Here is a 19,296-nt window from a genome sequence, read left to right as displayed (position 1 = left end):
CCTCACAGTTCCATAAATTCGGAATTGTGAGGTTTTTTTATTAGCCCTAAATATGATCCTTTTTCAAATCTCACGGGTATTAAAAACCTGTGGGATCTTATTAGCAGAGAATTATAATTACATTTACTTTCTAATCAATAATTATAATAACATGAAAAAAATTTTTACACTTTTTACAGTCTTTTTTGGACTTCAAATGATGGTTGCCCAAACATTAAATCATCAACAAAAAGATTCAAAAGGCAAAGAAATGCTTTTAGGAACCATTGATAAAGATGGATTAATGAAAGCACCTTTTGCCGAATGGTTTAATAAAAACCATGATGATTATGCCGTAAACGATAGGATTGTAAGACAGTTGAAAGACTCCTTGAGTCAATATACCATTAAATTATTTTTAGGAACTTGGTGTGGCGATAGTAAACGTGAAGTACCTCATTTTTATTCCATTTTAGAAAACGCTGACTTCCCTATCAATCAACTAGAGGTAATTGGTGTAGATCATGAGGGCTATGATTATAAAAAAGGACCAAACGGCGAAGAAAAGAATATGCTTATACACCGCGTACCCACTTTTATCTTTTATAAAGATGGTAAGGAAGTAAATAGAATTGTTGAGTTCCCACAAGAAACATTAGAACGTGATATCCTTAAAATAGTACATAAAAACAACTACTACTCCAAATACTATGTGGCTAATATTATTTTTAGCACTTTAGAGAACAATTCTATTGAAGCGCTTCAGAAGAATGAAATAAACTATCTAACATCTCTACCAGAATACTCTGAAGGCAGCAAGGAATTGAATACCCTAGGCTATGTGTACAAACATGACAAACAGTACGAAAAAGCCCTTTATATTTTCGATTTAAACACAAAAATGTTTCCTTATAACCCTAATGGTTATGATAGTCTAGGCGAAACCTATTTCAATATGAAGAAATATCCTGAAGCTTTAAAAAACTATAATAAAGTATTAGAATTAAAGCCTGAAGACGAAAACGCTTTGAAAATCATTGCTGAAATTAAAGCATCTAGTAAGTAAAATAATTAAGATCTCACAGTACCGATATCTATCAATACTGTGAGGTCGTTTTTTATTAGATAATCTCCATTTTTTTCAACAAGAAACTAGCATTCATATTCTGACAAATTCCTTTTTTGAATTTATAATCGAAAAAAAGTTCATCATTAATAATTTGCGCATCGAAATAGTAGTTTTTTACCGGTTCTAATTGGGTTTCAATTTCGCATAAGCTTAAATCGTGTGTGGCAATAATACCTGTCGCATTAGAAGCCACTAGCTTCTCAACAAACTTTTTAGACCCGATGGCTTTATCTGTAGAATTGGTTCCTTTTAAAATTTCATCTAAAATAATAAAATACGGTTCTTCCTGGATAGCGTCTACAATGAATTTTAAGCGTGTTAATTCTGAAAAGAAGTAACTACTATCATCAGTTAGCGAATCACTGGTACGCATGCTTGTTATTAATTTAATTGGCTGATAATTACTTGATGTCGCACAAACCGGTAAACCTACATTCGCCATAACAATATGTAAAGAAACGGTTCGTAAAAATGTACTTTTCCCAGCCATATTAGCACCGGTAACAATAAAAAATTCTTGGTTTTTGATGGTTAAATCGCTTGCAACACGTTTTTTTGCATCCAGTAACGGGTGTCCTAGTTGTTTGGCATCGATAGTTGCTGTGGTATCAATAATATTTGGAAACACATATTCTGGATGATTAAAAGCATAATTACCCAAACTGTTATAGGCATCGAAAAACGAAACGACCTCAAACCAATGGGCAACGGTTTCATTGTATTGACCAATCCACTGTTCAACTTTATAGCTGTTTTTTAAATCGGTAAGCAAAAAGCCATTTCCTAGAATAGCCGAAATAAAATTATTCCTGTTATCTAAAGCATCTAAATGTTTAGAAAACTTGGCGAAAATAGCAGAAGCTTTTTGGTTTTCTAATTGAATTTGTTCTTGCTTTTCCTTCAATAAAGTAGAAGTGAATGTTTCTTGTTCAATCTGATCTAAAAGTGTGGCATATTGCCTAAACGTGTCTTTAACCTTGTCGGTATTTGTAGCAAGATTATTGATTTTCTTTAAATAAACACCTGTCAAAATAAGGCCTAAAAACATCCATAATCCAGCAATAATAGGAGGAATAAATTGGAATACAGAAAGCCCAACAATAACTAAAGAAGCAATACTAAATGCCAATGGCATCCATTTCATAATGTTAGGCAAAAACAACTGGTGACTTTTAAGCCATTCAATAATTTTCACTGCCGGGGTTTCAACATGGATTAAAGTTGCAACACCAGCAAAGTTTTGACGCCAGTTAGGTTTATCAGCTAGTTCTTTAATGGCTTCTTGTCGGGGTACAACATGATTAATATCATTCGCATTTAAAGCTTCAGCCAATTTTATAGATCCTTCATTAATCGTAGTTCTATTAATAAATTGAAAGAATGAACCTTTTCCAAATAAATCAATATCCAAGCTATAAAAATGCATAGGATCTTGAAATTCCAGACCTTCTGGCCGTTCATGAAAATCTCCTGAAGCAATGGCTAATTCTTCTTTGTTGATAGTTACTAAAGCACGATGTAAATTCCGTAAATATTTTATATCTGTGTATTTAGAAACGGTAAAAATAAAAGCTATAATTCCTAAAAAACCAATTCCTAAAGCAATTCTCCAATTTTGAAAAGTGAGATAAATACCAACTACTACAGCTAAAAAAATAGCCAGTCGTAGCATACTGAATTTAAAAAGTGCATTATTATGCTTTTTAACTACAGTTTGATAAATGTTTAGTTGTTGATCATAATAAGAATTTGGCGTGTTTTCCATAGGAAATATAGTTTTCTAAAATGTCATTTTATCAATTTTCTCGAAAAACCTAATGATACTTTCTACGGCATTCTTGTAAAATACTGGATGTATGTTTTCATAATCATCGGTAGGCTTATGGTAGTCTTCGTGATCTTCAACACCGAAATATACAAATGGAATTTTTACTTTAGCAAAAGAAGCGTGATCTGAAGAATATGTCCAATTATCCTTTCTGTCTGTACCATCATGGCCAGCAATTAAGGTTAAACCTTCTACTATTTTATGATTTTTATAAACGGCTTCCAAGTTTGGGTGACTTTTAATACCTACAGCATAAAGTTCATTATTCACATTACGAGATACCATATCCATATTAATATTCAACACAATTGCATCTAAAGGAACAATAGGATTAGCCACGTAATATTTAGATCCTTGAAGCCCTAATTCTTCAGCATCAAAAAAGGCTAGGATTACTGAATGTTTTGGTGGATGCTTTTTAAAATATTCAGCAAATGCAAATAAAGCACTTACGCCGGAAGCGTCATCATCTGCCCCATTATAGATTACACCATTCTTAATCCCTTCATGATCATAATGGGCACTTAAAACGATGTGCTTTTCGGGCTGTTCAGTTCCACGAACGTAGCCTAAAACATTAACACCTTTATACGTTTTCTTCCCTTTACCAAATTTAAACATTTGTTCATAATTACCATCTAATGGCCCAAATTCAATTGTTTTCAGATGATTAATAATGTATTCTTTTGCCATATTAGCACCAGCTGTTCCGGTTCGTCTGCCTTCATAAGCATCTGAAGCTAGTTCTTTAACATGTTCTAATAAGTTTTCAGAGTTAAAACTATAGGCCGAATTTTCTTGACCATAAAAGTGATTAGAAAACAGCGCAATACACACTATTAGTGATAGGTACTTAAAATTTTTCATGATTACAATTGCTAAAATTGAGAATCTAAAGAAACAAAAAAATCCCAAGTTAACACTTGGGATTTGTATAGAATTAACAAAGAATTTTATCCTTTTAAACTCGCTTTTAAAAACTCGCGATTCAGACGTGCAATATTTTCTAATGAAATTCCTTTAGGACATTCCACTTCACAAGCTCCAGTATTGGTGCAATTACCAAAACCTTCTGCGTCCATTTGGTTCACCATGTTTAAAACACGATCGGTTGCTTCAACCTGACCTTGCGGCAACAAAGCATATTGTGATACTTTAGCGCCTACAAATAACATAGCTGATGAGTTTTTACAACTCGCTACACAAGCCCCACAACCTATACAGGTTGCCGAATCGAAAGCTGTATCTGCATCATGTTTATTAACAGGAATGGTATTGGCATCAATTGTATTTCCAGAGGTATTTACTGAAACAAATCCACCTGCTTGCTGAATACGATCAAAAGCACTTCTGTCCACCACTAAATCCTTAACTACAGGAAATGCAGCAGCCCTAAATGGCTCGATAACGATTGTATCACCATCTTTAAACATACGCATGTGCAACTGACAGGTAGTTACGCCACGATCGGGACCGTGTGCTTCACCATTAATATATAAAGAACACATACCACAAATTCCTTCACGACAATCGTGATCGAATTCTACGGGCTCTTCACCTTTATTAATCAGGCCTTCATTTAATACGTCCAACATTTCCAAGAAAGACATATCTGGTGAGATATCACTTATTGGATATTCAACCAATTTTCCTTTATCGTTAGCGTTTTTTTGTCGCCATATTTTTAACGTTAAATTCATAGCTTTCTTTTATTTATAACTTCTTTCTTTCACTTCAATATTTTCGTAAGCCAAATCTTCTTTATGTAATAATGCATCTTTTGGCTCTCCATTATACTCCCAAGCTGCTACGTATTGGAACTCTTTTCTACGCTGCGCTTCACCATCTTCAGTTTGATGCTCTTCTCTAAAGTGACCACCAGCAGATTCTTCACGAAGTAAGGCATCTTTTGCAAACAATTCACCCAACTCTAGGAAATCGGCTACACGTAATCCTTTAGCTAATTCCTCATTAAATTCTTCATTTACTCCTGGAACTCTAACATCTCTCCAGAATTCTGCACGTAATTCAGCGATTTCAACAATAGCAGACTTTAAATCTTCAGCATTACGAGCCATACCACATTTGTCCCACATAATCTTACCTAAACGCTTATGGAAATGATCCACAGAATGGGTACCGTTATTATTGATTAAATGTTGGATATTATCGCGGACACTCTTTTCAGCTTCATCAAACGCTGATGAATTTGTAGGAATTGGACCTGTTCTAATATCATCGGCTAAATAATCACCAATAGTATAAGGCAACACAAAGTAACCATCGGCTAAACCTTGCATTAATGCCGAAGCTCCTAATCTGTTAGCACCGTGATCCGAGAAGTTAGCTTCTCCAATAGCGTACAATCCGGGAACTGTAGTTTGTAAATTATAATCTACCCAAATTCCACCCATTGTATAGTGGACAGCAGGATAAATCATCATTGGTGATTCGTATGGATTTTGATCTACAATTTTCTCGTACATCTGGAATAAGTTACCATACTTATTTTTTACTACTTCTTGACCTAATTTTCTAACAAGTGCAGCATCATCTTCATTTAAACCTTTAATATGCGCTTGTTCTTTTCCGTAGCGCATAAATGCCGAAGCAAAATCTAAATAAACAGCTTCACCAGTTGCGTTAACACCATAACCAGCATCACAACGCTCTTTAGCTGCACGTGATGCAACATCACGAGGTACTAAATTACCGAAAGCTGGATAACGACGCTCTAAATAGTAATCGCGATCTGCTTCTTCTAATTGTGTTGGCTTTAAAGTACCCGCACGAATAGCTTCTACGTCTTTTTTATGCTTTGGAACCCAAATACGACCATCGTTACGTAACGATTCCGACATCAGAGTTAATTTTGATTGATGATCTCCTGAAACAGGAATACATGTTGGGTGAATTTGTGTATAACAAGGGTTTGCAAAGAAAGCACCACGTTTGTAAGCTTTCCAAGCCGCTGTTACATTAGATCCCATAGCATTTGTAGATAGGAAGAATACGTTTCCGTATCCACCAGTTCCTAAAACAACAGCGTGAGCTGAATGACGTTCTATTTCCCCAGTTACTAAGTTACGAGCAATAATTCCACGTGCTTTTCCGTCTACAATAACAACGTCTAGCATTTCATGACGACTGTACATTTTTACTTTACCACGACCTATTTGGCGGTTTAATGCCGAATAAGCTCCTAATAAAAGCTGCTGACCAGTTTGACCTGCTGCGTAAAATGTTCTAGAAACAAGCACACCACCAAAAGAACGGTTGTCTAATAACCCACCATATTCACGAGCAAAAGGAACCCCTTGCGCCACACATTGGTCAATAATATTAGCCGATACTTCTGCTAAACGGTATACGTTAGCCTCACGTGAACGATAATCGCCACCTTTTACCGTATCGTAAAATAAACGGTAGGTAGAATCCCCATCACCTTGGTAATTTTTCGCTGCATTAATTCCACCTTGTGCTGCAATCGAGTGCGCACGTCTAGCAGAATCCTGAAAGCAAAATGCTTTTACGTTGTAGCCCAATTCCGCCAACGTTGCCGCTGCCGATCCACCTGCTAAACCTGTACCAACAACAATAACGTCTATTAAACGCTTGTTGGCTGGGTTAACCAAATTAATTGAGTTTTTATGATTCGTCCATTTATCTTTTAAAGGACCTTCTGGTATTTTAGCATCTAAAGCCATATTAGATATAGTTTTTAATTATTAAGATGATGGAACAATGCAATAAAAATAAATCCTAATGGAATAATTATTGCGTAAGCTTTTCCGAAACCCTTTAATCCTTTTGTGTATTTGTTATTTGCGCCAACCGATTGGAAAGCAGACATAAAGCCATGCATTAAATGCAGTGCTAATAATACAAATGCCAAACAGTAAGCTGCAACGCGGATTGGATTTTCAAACTTATGAACTAACTCTTCATAATATCTAAAACCTTCACCATCGGCTAATAACCCGGACATATCTCCTTGGATATATTTCAGGTTAATTTCTGGAAACCAAAAATCGATGAAGTGAAGAACGATAAAAGCTAAAATAGCCGCACCACTCCAAATCATGTTTCTACTCATCCAGGAAGAATTGGCATTTCCGTTGTTTTTAGCATAGCTAATTTTCCTAGACTTATTGTTTTTAATTTCAAGTACAAATCCCATAACGAAATGGAAAATAACACCCAAAATTAAAACAGGCTGAAAAATGTATTGCACTAACCAAAAGGTTCCCATAAAGTGAGAAACCTCATTAAAGGTATCTGGACTGAATACAGATAACATGTTAATAGCAAAATGCTGTAGTAAAAAAATCATTAGGAAGAATGCCGAAAGTGCCATGGCAAATTTTCTTCCAATCGAAGAATTCAAAATTCCGCTCATCGTTGAAGTTTAATATTTATCAAGCAAAGATACGCTTCAAATCAGTTTTAGGCAAAATACCGTAACTAATAATGAGTATTTAGAATCATTTTAAACAGAAACGAATGTTATGTAACATCAAACGCATTCTAATTCATAACAAATTCCTGAAATTAAGTTGATTTCATTCAGCACATTCTAAATGAAACTTAATTCTTTTTACTAATTGGAAAGTCAAAACACGTAAACAAAGAAAAAGACTATGAGATTCGTTAGAAATATGACTATGTCAATCATAAACCCTAAAAGTTAGTAGATTTAATGAATTCAAAATAATAAAAAATCGAACAGAACCTCTTCATTTTAAATTATTATGGCTCTTTTCTTTCTATTGCATTCAATATTAAAAATATAATGAAAGCAGGTAAAACCCAACCCAAACTGTAATTTGCTAATGGAATTATACTAGTGATATTTTCCAAGTACTCTATGGAAACTAAAAATTTCAAAAAATCTGGAACACTAAATATAAATGTAATAAGCACAACGCCTTTAAAAACGGTTTTAGAAGCAAACCTTTCAGGAACGGCATTTAAAAGGATTAATATAATGGTAATAGGATAAATAAACATGAGCGCTGGTAAGGCCACGTCAATAATGAAAGCCACATTATAACTTCCAACTAATATACCAATTACCGAACTTATGACTGCTGTTATCGTATATACTTTTTTAGAACCTTTAAACAAACTACTCACATAATCCGATGCACCTGTTATTATACCAACTGCGGTTGTAAAACAAGCTAAAGCGACTAAAACACTTAAAAATGTTGTACCAATTCTGCCCAATGTCAACTGACTTAAACTGGTTAACACCTCCGTTCTGGAAGCGTTTTCCGGAAAACTAGACTGCAGTAAATAACCACAAGCAATAAGTCCAGCGTAAATAACAAATAATCCAAAACCAGCCATCAAGCCAGACTGTGAAATCAGTTTTTTCTTTTCCGCATAAGTTCCTTCTGTACTTGCATTTAGGGAAACCACAATAACAGCGCCGACCACTACGCCTGCAATAGCATCGAAAGTTTGATAACCTTCTAAAATACCTGATGTAATTAGGTTGAATGGCGAACTTACAACCGTTGCAACTGTTTCTGTTGAACCCGCAAAAATACCTATACCAATAATGACTAGTAATATTATTACAATTAACGGTGTCAGATATTTCCCAATTAAATTTAAAAGCCGCGAACGATTCATGACAAACAGAAAGACTAATCCGAAATAAACACAGCTTGTTACTATTGTTGGAATACTAAAAAAAGGTGCAATTGCCATTTCGTGAGTTACGGAAGCTGTTCGTGGCGCAGGCAACGCAACCGCAATACTGTACATAATTATACAATAAATAGAACTAAACAGCGGTGAGACTTTTTTAGCAAAATCGAACATAGTTCCTTGCAATTTCGCATGTGCAAGAATCCCTAATATAGGAACAACAACAGCGGTTAAAGCAAAGCCAAAAGCTACAAAATACCAATTTGCTCCAGACTGCACACCTAAAAACGGTGGTAGGATAAGATTACCAGCACCAAAAAATAAGGAGAAAAGCGCAAAAGCGACAATAAGTGTTTGTTTGGTTTTATTCATATAATTGCAGAAAAACAAAAGGGATTAATCTTTTAAAATTTAAACTCTGTTATCTTTGCCGAAGATACTTTAAAAATGACATTAGATTATAAAGGAACGTCTGTTTTTTACACGGACCAAGGCCAAGGAACACCTATTGTGTTGCTTCACGGCTTTTTAGAAAACAGCACGATGTGGCGGTATATTTTACCAGAACTTATAAAAACAAATAGGGTGATTACTATTGACTTATTAGGTCACGGCCAAACAGGTTGTCTAGGTTATATTCACAGCATGGAAGTCATGGCAAAAACCGTGCATGCCGTTTTAAATTCATTACATATAGATAAAAGTATATTTATAGGCCATTCCATGGGCGGCTATGTGGCTTTGGCTTTTGCAGAGCAATTTCCGCATAAAGTTTTAAAATTATGTTTAGCAAACTCCACATGTAAAGAGGATAGTTCTGAACGTAAAAAAAATAGAGATCGCGCTATTTTAGCCGTAAAAAAGAATTACACCATTTTTGTGCGCTTGGCTGTTGCAAATTTATTTACAGTTGAAAATCAGTCAATACTTGAGAAAGAAATCACTTTTATAAAGGGAGAAGCTTTAAAAACACCTTTACAAGGAATTATTGCTGCTTTGGAAGGCATGAAAATTAGATTAGATCAAACAGCGTTTTTCAAGAAAGCAAACTTTCCAAAACTGATGATAATTGGACGAAAAGATTCTGTTATTGAGTATAAAAATCAAATAAATGAAGCTATTGAAACAAACAGCACATATGTTGTATTTCCGGATGGACATATGAGTCATATTGAAAATAAAAGTTTATTCCTAAATAAAATAATGCATTTCATCGAATAATTTGTGTTTTCATCGGTTATTCTATAATTTTTGTTAATTTTATCATAACCAAACCAAAAACATGAATACTATTAACCAAAAACCTGCTTTCATCCCGAAGGTATATTGTAATATTTTCGGGCATGATTTTAAAATTTCACGAAACGTAACACTTCACGTTAAAGAATACAAATGCAAAACGTGCAAACAACAGGCAACAACCAACAGTAACGGAAAATTAACAATTCTAACACCTAAATTCAGAGAGATAAATAATACCTTGGAAAAAGTTTATAATAGACGAACTGCAAGATTAGCTCCTCCAATATTTACTGAAAGCGATTTAGGCCCTCCTATTATCGCCTAACCCTTAAAATTTTTCCAGCCTTGTGCTTTTATTGGAATTTTAGTTTCAGCCCGTGTTACCAAATGAATACCCGCGCTTTCCTCTTGCATATACCCTATTACACTAAAATTAGGATTGGATTGTATTTTAGGAAAGTCATCTTGCGAAATAGTAAAAAGCAACTCATAGTCCTCACCACCATTTAAGGCAACGGTTGTACTATCAATATTAAATTCTTCGCATGTTGATATGACTTGCGGATCTAATGGGATTTTATCCTCATATAAATCGCAACCAACCTTACTATGCTTGCATAAGTGTAAAATTTCAGAAGACAAACCATCACTAATATCAATCATAGCGGTTGGCTTTACATCTAAATCCTTTAATAACGTTATGATATCTTTTCGCGCCTCTGGCTTTAGTTGTCTTTCAATTATATAAGTATATTGATCTAAATCTGGCTGATTGTTTGGGTTTACTTTGAATACTTCTTTCTCACGTTCTAAAACTTGCAATCCCATATATGAACCTCCCAAATCGCCAGTTACCACCAGCAAATCATTAGGTTTAGCCCCACTTCTGTACACCGCTTCATCTTTATCTATTTCACCAATGGCAGTTACCGAAATTAACAATCCGGAAGTGGACGATGTGGTATCGCCACCCACAACATCAACACCATAAACATTGGCAGCCGCATGAATTCCTTCGTACAATTCTTCAAGTGCTTCTAAAGGAAACCTGTTGGACACAGCAATAGAAACCGTTACTTGCGTCGCCGAAGCATTCATAGCGTAGATATCAGATAAATTGACCATTATAGCCTTATATCCCAGATGCTTTAATGGCACATAACTCAAATCAAAATGGACACCTTCTACTAATAAGTCTGTAGAAACAACAACTTGTTTTTTACCAAAATCCAGCACAGCAGCATCGTCACCGATTCCTTTGATTGTCGATTTTTGCGATATTTTAAAATTTGCAGTCAAATGGTCTATTAAACCAAATTCTCCTAAATCCTCCAATTGGGTCCGTTGTTGATTTTTATCTTCTATCATAGCACAAAAATAAGAAGCTTTCAGCTATTTGCAAGCATGGAAATCTAATAAATTACTTTTTAATACAATCGAATTTAAATTCCTTATTAAAACCTAAAGAAACTTATAAAATCTAAATTAATATTAAAGTTTATTTATAAGCATAAACAATGTTCTCAATTTTACAAAAACGCTGTTTTTCGAGTATATCATAAAACCTAATTCATAATAAAACCTCTTTATTTTCAGGCTATCCTAGACTATCAACTATTCCTTGGAGTGTATAAGTATTATCTATACATCGATCTATTAATATCATGTCATCTTATGCGGAAATCCATGACTTATGTTGTATATTTGTGCTCTATTTAGAGCAAATCTAATTAAGGTTATGATAAAAGTATCTGAAACAGCAAAAAAGAAAGTCTCCGAGCTTATGAGCGACGACGGCTATAATGCCGCAACTGACTATGTTCGTGTTGGTGTAAAAAGTGGTGGGTGCTCTGGTTTATCTTATGATTTAAAATTTGATAAAGCCCAAGCAGAGGGTGATAAAGTTTTTGAAGATAATGGTATTCGAATCATTATTGATAAAAAAAGCTTTTTATACCTAATTGGAACAACGCTAGAGTATTCTGGCGGATTAAACGGTAGTGGTTTTGTTTTCAACAATCCAAACGCCAATAGAACCTGTGGTTGTGGTGAAAGTTTTTCACTATAACCCATACTAACCTTCCTGAAACGAAGGTGTTTTAAAACTGAAAACCCACACTTTAAAATAAAGTCAAATGGTTTCAGATTTTATAAATTATTTAATTAAGAGTGATTTCAAAGGACGCAAGTTTAAAATTTAACCCCTTGCACCTTTGGATTTTGAACACCAAACTTTGAATTAATGAAGTATACAGAAGACGATTTAAGAGAAGAATTAAAAACCAAGGAATACGAATACGGTTTCTATACAGATATAGAATCTGAAACATTTCCTGTTGGTTTAAATGAAGATGTTGTTCGGGCTATTTCTAAAAAGAAAGAAGAACCTGAATGGATGACGGAGTGGCGACTTGAAGCGTTCCGCATTTGGCAGACCATGGAAGAGCCAGATTGGGCTAACGTGCATTACGAAAAACCCGATTTTCAGGCAATTTCCTATTACTCTGCACCAAACACCAAACCAAAACTCGACAGTTTAGATGAAGTAGATCCCGAGTTATTGGAAACTTTCAAGAAACTAGGTATTTCTATGGACGAGCAGAAAATGCTTGCAGGTGTAGCCATGGATGTGGTTATCGACTCTGTTTCGGTAGCAACAAGTTTTAAAAAGTCGCTAGGTGAAAAGGGAATTATTTTCATGAGTATTTCCGAAGCTATCCAAAAACATCCTGAATTAGTAAGAAAACATTTAGGAACAGTAGTTCCACAATCAGATAACTTCTATGCCGCTTTAAACTCGGCTGTTTTTAGTGATGGATCTTTCTGCTATATTCCAAAAGGCGTTCGTTGTCCGATGGAATTATCAACTTACTTTAGAATTAACCAAGCAGGAACTGGACAGTTTGAAAGAACACTGGTTATAGCAGATGAAGGAAGTTACGTAAGTTATCTAGAAGGTTGTACAGCACCAAGTCGTGATGAAAATCAATTACATGCGGCAGTTGTAGAACTTATTGCTATGGACGATGCTGAAATAAAATATTCAACCGTACAAAACTGGTACCCTGGAAACAATCAAGGAAAAGGTGGTGTTTTCAACTTTGTAACCAAGCGTGGTATTTGTGAAAAGAACGCAAAAATTTCTTGGACACAAGTAGAAACAGGTTCTGCAGTAACATGGAAATATCCGAGCTGTATATTAAAAGGTGACAACTCTGTTGGTGAATTTTATTCTATTGCCGTTACTAATAATTACCAGCAAGCCGATACAGGAACCAAAATGATTCATTTAGGAAAAAATACTAAATCGACCATTATTTCTAAAGGTATTTCAGCAGGTAAATCACAAAACTCATATAGAGGTTTGGTTCAAATTGCATCACGTGCCGAAAATGCCAGAAACTTTTCACAATGTGATAGTTTATTAATGGGTAATGAATGTGGCGCACACACCTTCCCATATATTGAAGCGAAGAATAAAACGTCCATCATAGAACACGAAGCCACCACTAGTAAAATTGGTGAAGACCAAATATTCTATTGTAACCAACGTGGAATTGATACCGAAAAAGCCATTGCACTTATTGTAAATGGTTTTAGTAAAGAAGTATTAAATAAACTACCAATGGAATTTGCTGTAGAAGCGCAAAAACTATTAGAAATTAGTTTAGAAGGATCCGTAGGATAATTAAATGAAAACGCTTTTTATGAGAAAATTAATCCTTATTTTATTTATAACTCTAGGTTTTACTAGCTGTAAAAATGACAGTAAAACTGATGAAACCATTCAGGAAATAGAATCTAGTGAATTGGATGGACCTGATCGCACCAAAAAACAAAGTGATGGATTAACCTTATTGCAAGGTGAATTTGTTTATTACGGTGATGCAGCCGTTTTACAAACAAATCGTGAAATCTATGGTGTTGTTCTCGATGATAAAGTAACGGAACTCAATAAAATGGCGAAAGCTTACAAAAAAGAAGCGACAGATTATACCACAGTATCCATTCGAGGTAAAGTTATATCTAAACCAGAAAACGAAGAAGGCTGGCCTTTTCGTATAGAAATAAAAGAAATTTTAAGTGTTTCAGCCTCAAAACCTGAAGCCAATAATGTAGTAAAATTGGAATCCAAATAACATGTTAAAAATAAGCAACTTACACGCAAGTGTTAACGACAAAGCCATTTTAAAAGGCATCAATTTAGAAGTAAAACCAGGTGAAGTTCACGCTATTATGGGGCCTAACGGCTCTGGAAAAAGTACGCTAGCTTCTGTAATTGCTGGAAAAGAAGAATATGAAGTAACTGAAGGTTCTATTTCATTCGGAGGCGATATCCTGGATGAAATGGACGCTGAAGAACGTGCACATAAAGGTATTTTCTTATCCTTTCAATACCCTATTGAAATTCCAGGCGTTTCTGTAACCAATTTCATCAAAACAGCCATTAACGAGACACGTAAAGCAAAAGGTCTTGACAATATGCCGGCAAAAGAGATGCTAAAAATGATTCGTGAAAAATCGGAAATGTTAGCAATCGACAGAAAGTTTTTATCACGTTCTTTAAACGAAGGTTTTTCAGGTGGTGAGAAAAAACGTAATGAAATTTTCCAAATGGCTATGTTAGAACCTAAATTGGCTATTTTAGATGAAACCGATTCAGGTTTGGATATTGATGCGTTACGAATTGTTGCCGATGGTGTCAACAAATTTAAAAGCAAGGACAATGCAGTAATTGTTATTACACACTACCAACGTTTATTAGATCATATTGTTCCAGATTTTGTTCATGTAATTCATAATGGTCGTATTGTAAAAACGGGAACCAAAGAACTTGCATACGAGCTTGAAGAAAAAGGTTACGACTGGATTAAAGAAGAAGAAGCAAACGCGTAAAAGTTTGCTTTCTGTAAAGCTTGGCAATAGATAAGCTGAATCCGGAATATTCAAAATTTTCAAAAATGGCAAACAGTCTATTTTTTATTTTACTGAAAAGTGAGACTGAAAACTTAAAAACATGGAATTAAAAGATAAATTAGTAACCTCATTTATGGCTTTCGAAGATCGTATTGATGTCGATTCGCCAGTACACGATATTAGAAGTGAAGCGATGAAAACCTTTGAAGCCGATGGTTTCCCGGGTAAAAAAAATGAAGACTGGAAATATACCTCTTTAAAAAGTGTTTTAAAACACGATTATAGCGTATTTCCAAAGCAAGAAAATCACATCGATTACCAAGCGGTAAAAAAATATTTTATCCACGATATCGACACCTATAAAATTGTTTTTGTTGACGGAAAATACTCATCGTATTTATCTGAAACAACACACGAAGGAATTGATGTATGCTTAATGTCATCAGCATTAAACAAACCAAAATACCGTTTAATTATTGAAAATTATTTCAATAAAATTGCTGGTAAAGATAGTATCACATCCTTGAATACGGCGTTTTCGCAAGAAGGTGCTTATATTCATATTCCGAAAAACAAACTGGTTGCTAAACCAATTCAAATTATTCATTTTGCAACTGGAAACGAATCGGCTTTAATGTTACAACCACGAAATTTAATTGTGGTGGATGAAAATTCGCATGTACAAATTATCGAGCGTCACCAAAGTTTAACGGACAATCCCGTTTTAACCAACAGTGTCACCGAAATATATTCAAACAAGCGAGCAATTGTAGATTATTATAAAATTCAGAATGATAACGAAAACGCCTCTTTAATTGACAACACGTTTGTGAATCAGAAGCGCGAAAGTCATAGTTCTGTTCACACATTCTCTTTTGGTGGAAAATTAACTCGTAACAATTTGAGTTTCTTTCAAAATGGCGAACGTATTGATTCTACTTTAAAAGGTGTAACAATTATTGGTAAAAAGCAACATGTAGATCATAACACATTGGTGCATCATATTGAGCCAAATTGCGAAAGTCACCAAGACTACAAAGGCATTTATGCTGATAGTTCTTCAGGTGTTTTCAATGGTAAAGTGCTCGTAAGCAAAGAAGCGCAAAAAACTAACGCATTTCAAGCTAACAATAACATTTTATTAAGTGATAAAGCGAGTATTAATACCAAACCGCAATTAGAAATTTTTGCAGACGACGTGAAATGTACTCATGGTTGTACTATTGGCCAACTAGACGAAAGCGCTATGTTTTACATGCGTTCCCGTGGTATTCCTGAAAAAGAAGCCAAAGCGTTACTTATGTTTGCCTTTAGTAATAACGTATTGAGTTCGGTTAAAATTCCTGAAATTAAGGAACGTATCACCAAAATTATAGCTAATAAATTGGGTGTAAATATTGGTTTCGATCTGTAGTTAAAATATAAATATAATTACATTTAGCGGGAAATAAACTATTCTTTTTGTAGCTATTTCCCGCTATTCGTTTTTACCTGATTGCTAAAAAAGCAAAAAGGAAAGCACTACTATCGGGGCTATTTTAAAACAAAATTATGTTTAACGTAGAAAAAATAAGAAAAGATTTCCCCATTCTTCAAAGAGAAGTTAACGGCAAAGCGTTAATTTATTTGGATAATGCAGCTACATCACAAACCCCACAACAGGTTATTGATGCTATTGTAGATTATTACACGCATTACAATGCTAATATTCACCGCGGCGTGCACACCTTAAGTCAAGAAGCTACGGATAAATACGAAGCAGCCAGACTAACCGTTCAAAAACATTTTAATGCCAAAGAAGCTCATGAAATTATTCTGACAGCTGGCACCACTCATGGCATAAATTTAGTTGCCCATGGTTTCGCCTCCATATTAACAAAAGGAGATGAAGTTTTAGTTTCAGCCTTGGAGCACCATAGTAATATTGTGCCTTGGCAAATGCTTTGTGAAAAAACTGGTGCTACATTAAAAGTGATTCCCATGAATACTGATGGCGAATTGATTATGGCAGATTACAATCAATTGCTTTCAGAAAAAACCAAGTTGGTTTTTGTAAATCATATTTCCAATGCACTTGGAACCATTAATCCAATTGAAGAAATAATAACCAAGGCGCATCAGGTTGGCGCTGCTGTTTTAGTGGATGGCGCGCAGGCCTGTCCGCATATAAAAGCAGATATGCAAGCGTTGGATGTAGACTTTTATGTAGTTTCAGCTCATAAAATGTGTGGCCCAACTGGCGTTGGCATGCTTTATGGGAAAGAAGAGTGGCTTAATAAATTACCGCCATATCAAGGTGGTGGCGAAATGATTGCTGAAGTGAGTTTTGAAAAAACAACCTACGCTGGTTTACCTCATAAATTTGAAGCAGGAACACCAAATATCTGTGGAGGAATTGCTTTTGGAGCTGCCATTGATTATATGAATACCATTGGATTTGAAGCTATTGATAAGTACGAACATGAACTTCTAGAATATGCAACGGCTGAATTACTGAAAATTGAAAACTTGAAAATTTTTGGAACTGCCAAAAATAAAACATCGGTTATTTCGTTTAATTTAGAAGGCATTCATCCCTATGATATTGGAACGCTTTTAGATAAAATGGGCATTGCTGTCCGTACTGGACATCATTGTGCACAGCCAATTATGAGTTTCTTTAATATTCCAGGAACCGTTAGAGCCTCTTTTGCATTTTACAATACCAAAGCAGAAGTGGACGCCTTGGTTTCAGGGGTTAAAACAGCACAAAGGATGTTAGCTTAACATTAGGTTTATCTTATATTTAGTGTGGGAAGATTAGCTTAAAACAGTTTGGCTTTCTTTTTGCAAAGAGACTTAAAAACAATGATTATGAAATACATCGGTTTAATTTTTATCAGTCTTTATATGCTTTCATGCGGAAATGCCAGAGACGCTGCAGCTATGAATAAACAAAAGCCCTTATTAGGCGATTATATTATTACTGCCGTTGGTGTTAATTCATCTCTTTCTGAAGCTGTTACAATTACGTTTGACAAAGAAAAAAACACCATTTCAGGAAGCACTGGCTGTAATTTATTTAATGGAAATTACGCCTCCGGAGATTCAAAATTAGAATTTGGCCCCTTAGCAACAACACGTAAAATGTGTCATCCAGAATCTAACACTTTAGAGCAACATGTTTTAAAAGCTTTGCAGGACACGAAAAATTATTCCATTACTGATGATAAAATTCACTTTTATGATGAAGCACACTTTACTATTTTAACATTGGAGAAATCAGATATGACAAGTGCCAAAGCAACCGATACCCAAAACGGTTATCATGTAGAATACTCTGAAATTTCTCGTGGATCATTTATGATGATAACTTATGAAAACAATAAATTATCATTTCAAAAGGATAGAAATATTAAAACACAAACAATAGACTTATCCAATACTGAATTGGCTTCGCTTGATAAAAAACTAGAAGCTTTAGATTTAAAAGCGTTAACAACATTAGAGCCGCCATCTACAGCACATCAATATGATGGCGCGCGTATTGCCGCTTTAAAAGTAACTAAAAATGGACTAACTTATACAACACCTTCATTTGATGCTGGAAATCCACCAAAGGCCATTGAAGCCCTTATTTTAGAATTAATGGCACCAACTGAAAAGCTATAAATAATTGAATAGCTGCGTTACTTATTGTATTTTTGTATAAAATTATTCCTATGCAAATTGAAGAAATCCAAAACGAAATTATAGACGAATTCTCCATGTTTGACGACTGGCAAGAACGGTATCAATATATGATTGATTTAGGGAAATCACTACCCTTAATTGACGCCCAATATAAAACCGACAACAACCTAATTAAAGGTTGCCAAAGTAAGGTTTGGGTTCACGCTGACTTAGTGGATAACAAGATTATTTTTACTGCGGATAGTGATGCTATTATTACCAAAGGTATTATTGCTATATTAATTCGTTCGTTTTCAAATCAAGAACCCAAAAATATTATTAGCGCGAAAACGGATTTCATTGATGAAATTGGATTAAAAGATCATTTATCGCCAACACGGGCTAATGGTTTAGTAAGCATGATTAAACAAATTAAAATGTACGCCATTGCGTACCAAACACAACTTAATTAGTTTCGTTGTTTAGCGTGAGGTTTACCAAATAAAAACGACTAAACAAAAAACAACTGAACATAAAACGACAAGAAAATGAGTGAAACAATAGATACAGCAGCATTAGGCGAAGAGATTGTTCGTGTTATAAAAACCATATTCGATCCAGAAATTCCTGTGGATATTTACGAGCTTGGTTTAATTTACGACGTTTTTGTGAATGAAGATTACGATGTAAAAATCCTAATGACCTTAACAACTCCTAATTGCCCAGTAGCAGAATCCTTACCTTTAGAGGTTGAAGAAAAAGTAAAATCCATAGACAGCGTAAAATCTGTTGAAGTTGAAATGACTTTCGATCCGCCTTGGACACAAGAATTAATGAGCGAAGAAGCAATGTTAGAGTGTGGAATGCTATAATTTAGTTGACAATAATTAGA

Annotated in this window: 19 protein-coding genes; 12 read left to right on the top strand and 7 right to left on the bottom strand. The window is 34.7% G+C overall.

The genetic code is table 11. The features are described from left to right. The first annotated feature begins 151 nt into the window (after nt 1-151). Nucleotides 152-1,045, top strand: coding sequence for a tetratricopeptide repeat protein (locus BZARG_RS14260; protein WP_008639519.1), 894 nt, complete (start codon nt 152-154; stop codon nt 1,043-1,045). Between the two features lie 55 nt (nt 1,046-1,100). Here BZARG_RS14260 and BZARG_RS14255 read toward each other — a convergent pair whose 3' ends face one another. The 6 genes from BZARG_RS14255 to brnQ form a co-directional block, all read right to left on the bottom strand. Continuing rightward, entirely contained in the window at nt 1,101-2,873 is a 1,773-nt protein-coding gene (locus BZARG_RS14255) for a MutS-related protein (RefSeq protein ID WP_008639429.1), read from the bottom strand. A gap of 15 nt (nt 2,874-2,888) precedes the next feature. Further along, nucleotides 2,889-3,803: a M20/M25/M40 family metallo-hydrolase gene (locus tag BZARG_RS14250; RefSeq protein ID WP_008639701.1), complete on the bottom strand. Its 915-nt coding sequence runs from the start codon at nt 3,801-3,803 to the stop codon at nt 2,889-2,891. An 86-nt stretch (nt 3,804-3,889) separates the two neighbouring features. Then, nucleotides 3,890-4,636, bottom strand: a complete 747-nt coding sequence (locus BZARG_RS14245) for a succinate dehydrogenase/fumarate reductase iron-sulfur subunit (protein WP_008639696.1) — start codon at nt 4,634-4,636, stop codon at nt 3,890-3,892. Nucleotides 4,637-4,645: 9 nt separating this feature from the next. Next, complete coding sequence (locus tag BZARG_RS14240) at nt 4,646-6,643, bottom strand: fumarate reductase/succinate dehydrogenase flavoprotein subunit (protein WP_008639789.1); 1,998 nt, start codon at nt 6,641-6,643, stop codon at nt 4,646-4,648. Nucleotides 6,644-6,657: 14 nt separating this feature from the next. Next, nucleotides 6,658-7,335, bottom strand: a complete 678-nt coding sequence (locus BZARG_RS14235; protein WP_040288906.1) for a succinate dehydrogenase cytochrome b subunit — start codon at nt 7,333-7,335, stop codon at nt 6,658-6,660. A gap of 350 nt (nt 7,336-7,685) precedes the next feature. Continuing rightward, a complete protein-coding gene (gene brnQ / locus BZARG_RS14230; protein WP_008639642.1) occupies nt 7,686-8,966 on the bottom strand; it encodes a branched-chain amino acid transport system II carrier protein in 1,281 nt (426 codons plus the stop codon). A gap of 75 nt (nt 8,967-9,041) precedes the next feature. On the opposite strand from brnQ, the gene BZARG_RS14225 reads away from it, so the two are divergent. Both BZARG_RS14225 and BZARG_RS14220 read left to right on the top strand, forming a co-directional pair. Further along, nucleotides 9,042-9,815, top strand: coding sequence for an alpha/beta fold hydrolase (locus BZARG_RS14225; protein WP_008639565.1), 774 nt, complete (start codon nt 9,042-9,044; stop codon nt 9,813-9,815). Between the two features lie 61 nt (nt 9,816-9,876). Then, nucleotides 9,877-10,161, top strand: a complete 285-nt coding sequence (locus BZARG_RS14220; protein ID WP_050807319.1) for a hypothetical protein — start codon at nt 9,877-9,879, stop codon at nt 10,159-10,161. Here BZARG_RS14220 and thiL read toward each other — a convergent pair. Beyond that, on the bottom strand, nt 10,158-11,204 hold the full coding sequence (thiL, locus tag BZARG_RS14215; RefSeq protein ID WP_008639455.1) for a thiamine-phosphate kinase: 1,047 nt from the start codon (nt 11,202-11,204) through the stop codon (nt 10,158-10,160). The genes BZARG_RS14220 and thiL overlap by 4 nt on opposite strands. Before the next feature lie 370 nt (nt 11,205-11,574). Here thiL and BZARG_RS14210 point away from each other — a divergent pair, with 370 nt between their 5' ends. The 9 genes from BZARG_RS14210 to BZARG_RS14170 all read left to right on the top strand — a co-directional run bounded on the left by BZARG_RS14210 (nt 11,575) and on the right by BZARG_RS14170 (nt 19,276). Further along, complete coding sequence (locus tag BZARG_RS14210; RefSeq protein WP_008639540.1) at nt 11,575-11,904, top strand: HesB/IscA family protein; 330 nt, start codon at nt 11,575-11,577, stop codon at nt 11,902-11,904. A 174-nt stretch (nt 11,905-12,078) separates the two neighbouring features. After that, nucleotides 12,079-13,524, top strand: a complete 1,446-nt coding sequence (gene sufB, locus BZARG_RS14205; RefSeq protein WP_008639646.1) for a Fe-S cluster assembly protein SufB — start codon at nt 12,079-12,081, stop codon at nt 13,522-13,524. Between the two features lie 19 nt (nt 13,525-13,543). After that, nucleotides 13,544-13,975, top strand: coding sequence for a hypothetical protein (locus tag BZARG_RS14200; protein WP_008639476.1), 432 nt, complete (start codon nt 13,544-13,546; stop codon nt 13,973-13,975). Nucleotide 13,976: 1 nt separating this feature from the next. Next, nucleotides 13,977-14,732 (top strand): Fe-S cluster assembly ATPase SufC, encoded by a 756-nt coding sequence (gene sufC / locus BZARG_RS14195; protein ID WP_008639708.1) that lies wholly within the window; start codon nt 13,977-13,979, stop codon nt 14,730-14,732. Nucleotides 14,733-14,853: 121 nt separating this feature from the next. Further along, nucleotides 14,854-16,167 (top strand): Fe-S cluster assembly protein SufD, encoded by a 1,314-nt coding sequence (sufD, locus tag BZARG_RS14190; RefSeq protein WP_008639441.1) that lies wholly within the window; start codon nt 14,854-14,856, stop codon nt 16,165-16,167. A gap of 137 nt (nt 16,168-16,304) precedes the next feature. Further along, the gene (locus BZARG_RS14185) at nt 16,305-17,519 is read left to right on the top strand and encodes an aminotransferase class V-fold PLP-dependent enzyme (protein ID WP_008639713.1); all 1,215 of its coding nucleotides are present in this window, start codon (nt 16,305-16,307) and stop codon (nt 17,517-17,519) included. An 87-nt stretch (nt 17,520-17,606) separates the two neighbouring features. Then, nucleotides 17,607-18,404, top strand: a complete 798-nt coding sequence (locus BZARG_RS14180; protein ID WP_008639505.1) for an META domain-containing protein — start codon at nt 17,607-17,609, stop codon at nt 18,402-18,404. A 50-nt stretch (nt 18,405-18,454) separates the two neighbouring features. Further along, nucleotides 18,455-18,877, top strand: coding sequence for a SufE family protein (locus BZARG_RS14175; protein WP_008639486.1), 423 nt, complete (start codon nt 18,455-18,457; stop codon nt 18,875-18,877). 75 nt (nt 18,878-18,952) lie between these two features. Further along, nucleotides 18,953-19,276, top strand: coding sequence for an iron-sulfur cluster assembly protein (locus tag BZARG_RS14170; protein ID WP_008639563.1), 324 nt, complete (start codon nt 18,953-18,955; stop codon nt 19,274-19,276). The last annotated feature ends 20 nt before the right edge of the window (nt 19,277-19,296 follow it).

The organism is Bizionia argentinensis JUB59, from assembly GCF_000224335.1.
In the GTDB taxonomy this organism is placed as follows: Bacteria; Bacteroidota; Bacteroidia; order Flavobacteriales; family Flavobacteriaceae; genus Algorimicrobium; species Algorimicrobium argentinense.
Note: the sequence above shows the minus strand (reverse complement) of the source record. Positions and strands in the feature narration are given on the sequence as shown.

Coding starts and splice junctions, on each gene's coding strand:
- sufC (WP_008639708.1), top strand. CDS start 13,977: ATGTTAAAAATAAGCAACTTACACGCAAGTGTTAACGACAAAGCCATT.
- BZARG_RS14245 (WP_008639696.1), bottom strand. CDS start 4,636: ATGAATTTAACGTTAAAAATATGGCGACAAAAAAACGCTAACGATAAA.
- brnQ (WP_008639642.1), bottom strand. CDS start 8,966: ATGAATAAAACCAAACAAACACTTATTGTCGCTTTTGCGCTTTTCTCC.
- BZARG_RS14260 (WP_008639519.1), top strand. CDS start 152: ATGAAAAAAATTTTTACACTTTTTACAGTCTTTTTTGGACTTCAAATG.
- BZARG_RS14255 (WP_008639429.1), bottom strand. CDS start 2,873: ATGGAAAACACGCCAAATTCTTATTATGATCAACAACTAAACATTTAT.
- BZARG_RS14250 (WP_008639701.1), bottom strand. CDS start 3,803: ATGAAAAATTTTAAGTACCTATCACTAATAGTGTGTATTGCGCTGTTT.
- BZARG_RS14240 (WP_008639789.1), bottom strand. CDS start 6,643: ATGGCTTTAGATGCTAAAATACCAGAAGGTCCTTTAAAAGATAAATGG.
- sufB (WP_008639646.1), top strand. CDS start 12,079: ATGAAGTATACAGAAGACGATTTAAGAGAAGAATTAAAAACCAAGGAA.
- BZARG_RS14235 (WP_040288906.1), bottom strand. CDS start 7,335: ATGAGCGGAATTTTGAATTCTTCGATTGGAAGAAAATTTGCCATGGCA.
- BZARG_RS14175 (WP_008639486.1), top strand. CDS start 18,455: ATGCAAATTGAAGAAATCCAAAACGAAATTATAGACGAATTCTCCATG.
- BZARG_RS14200 (WP_008639476.1), top strand. CDS start 13,544: ATGAGAAAATTAATCCTTATTTTATTTATAACTCTAGGTTTTACTAGC.
- sufD (WP_008639441.1), top strand. CDS start 14,854: ATGGAATTAAAAGATAAATTAGTAACCTCATTTATGGCTTTCGAAGAT.
- BZARG_RS14180 (WP_008639505.1), top strand. CDS start 17,607: ATGAAATACATCGGTTTAATTTTTATCAGTCTTTATATGCTTTCATGC.
- BZARG_RS14220 (WP_050807319.1), top strand. CDS start 9,877: ATGAATACTATTAACCAAAAACCTGCTTTCATCCCGAAGGTATATTGT.
- BZARG_RS14170 (WP_008639563.1), top strand. CDS start 18,953: ATGAGTGAAACAATAGATACAGCAGCATTAGGCGAAGAGATTGTTCGT.
- thiL (WP_008639455.1), bottom strand. CDS start 11,204: ATGATAGAAGATAAAAATCAACAACGGACCCAATTGGAGGATTTAGGA.
- BZARG_RS14210 (WP_008639540.1), top strand. CDS start 11,575: ATGATAAAAGTATCTGAAACAGCAAAAAAGAAAGTCTCCGAGCTTATG.
- BZARG_RS14185 (WP_008639713.1), top strand. CDS start 16,305: ATGTTTAACGTAGAAAAAATAAGAAAAGATTTCCCCATTCTTCAAAGA.
- BZARG_RS14225 (WP_008639565.1), top strand. CDS start 9,042: ATGACATTAGATTATAAAGGAACGTCTGTTTTTTACACGGACCAAGGC.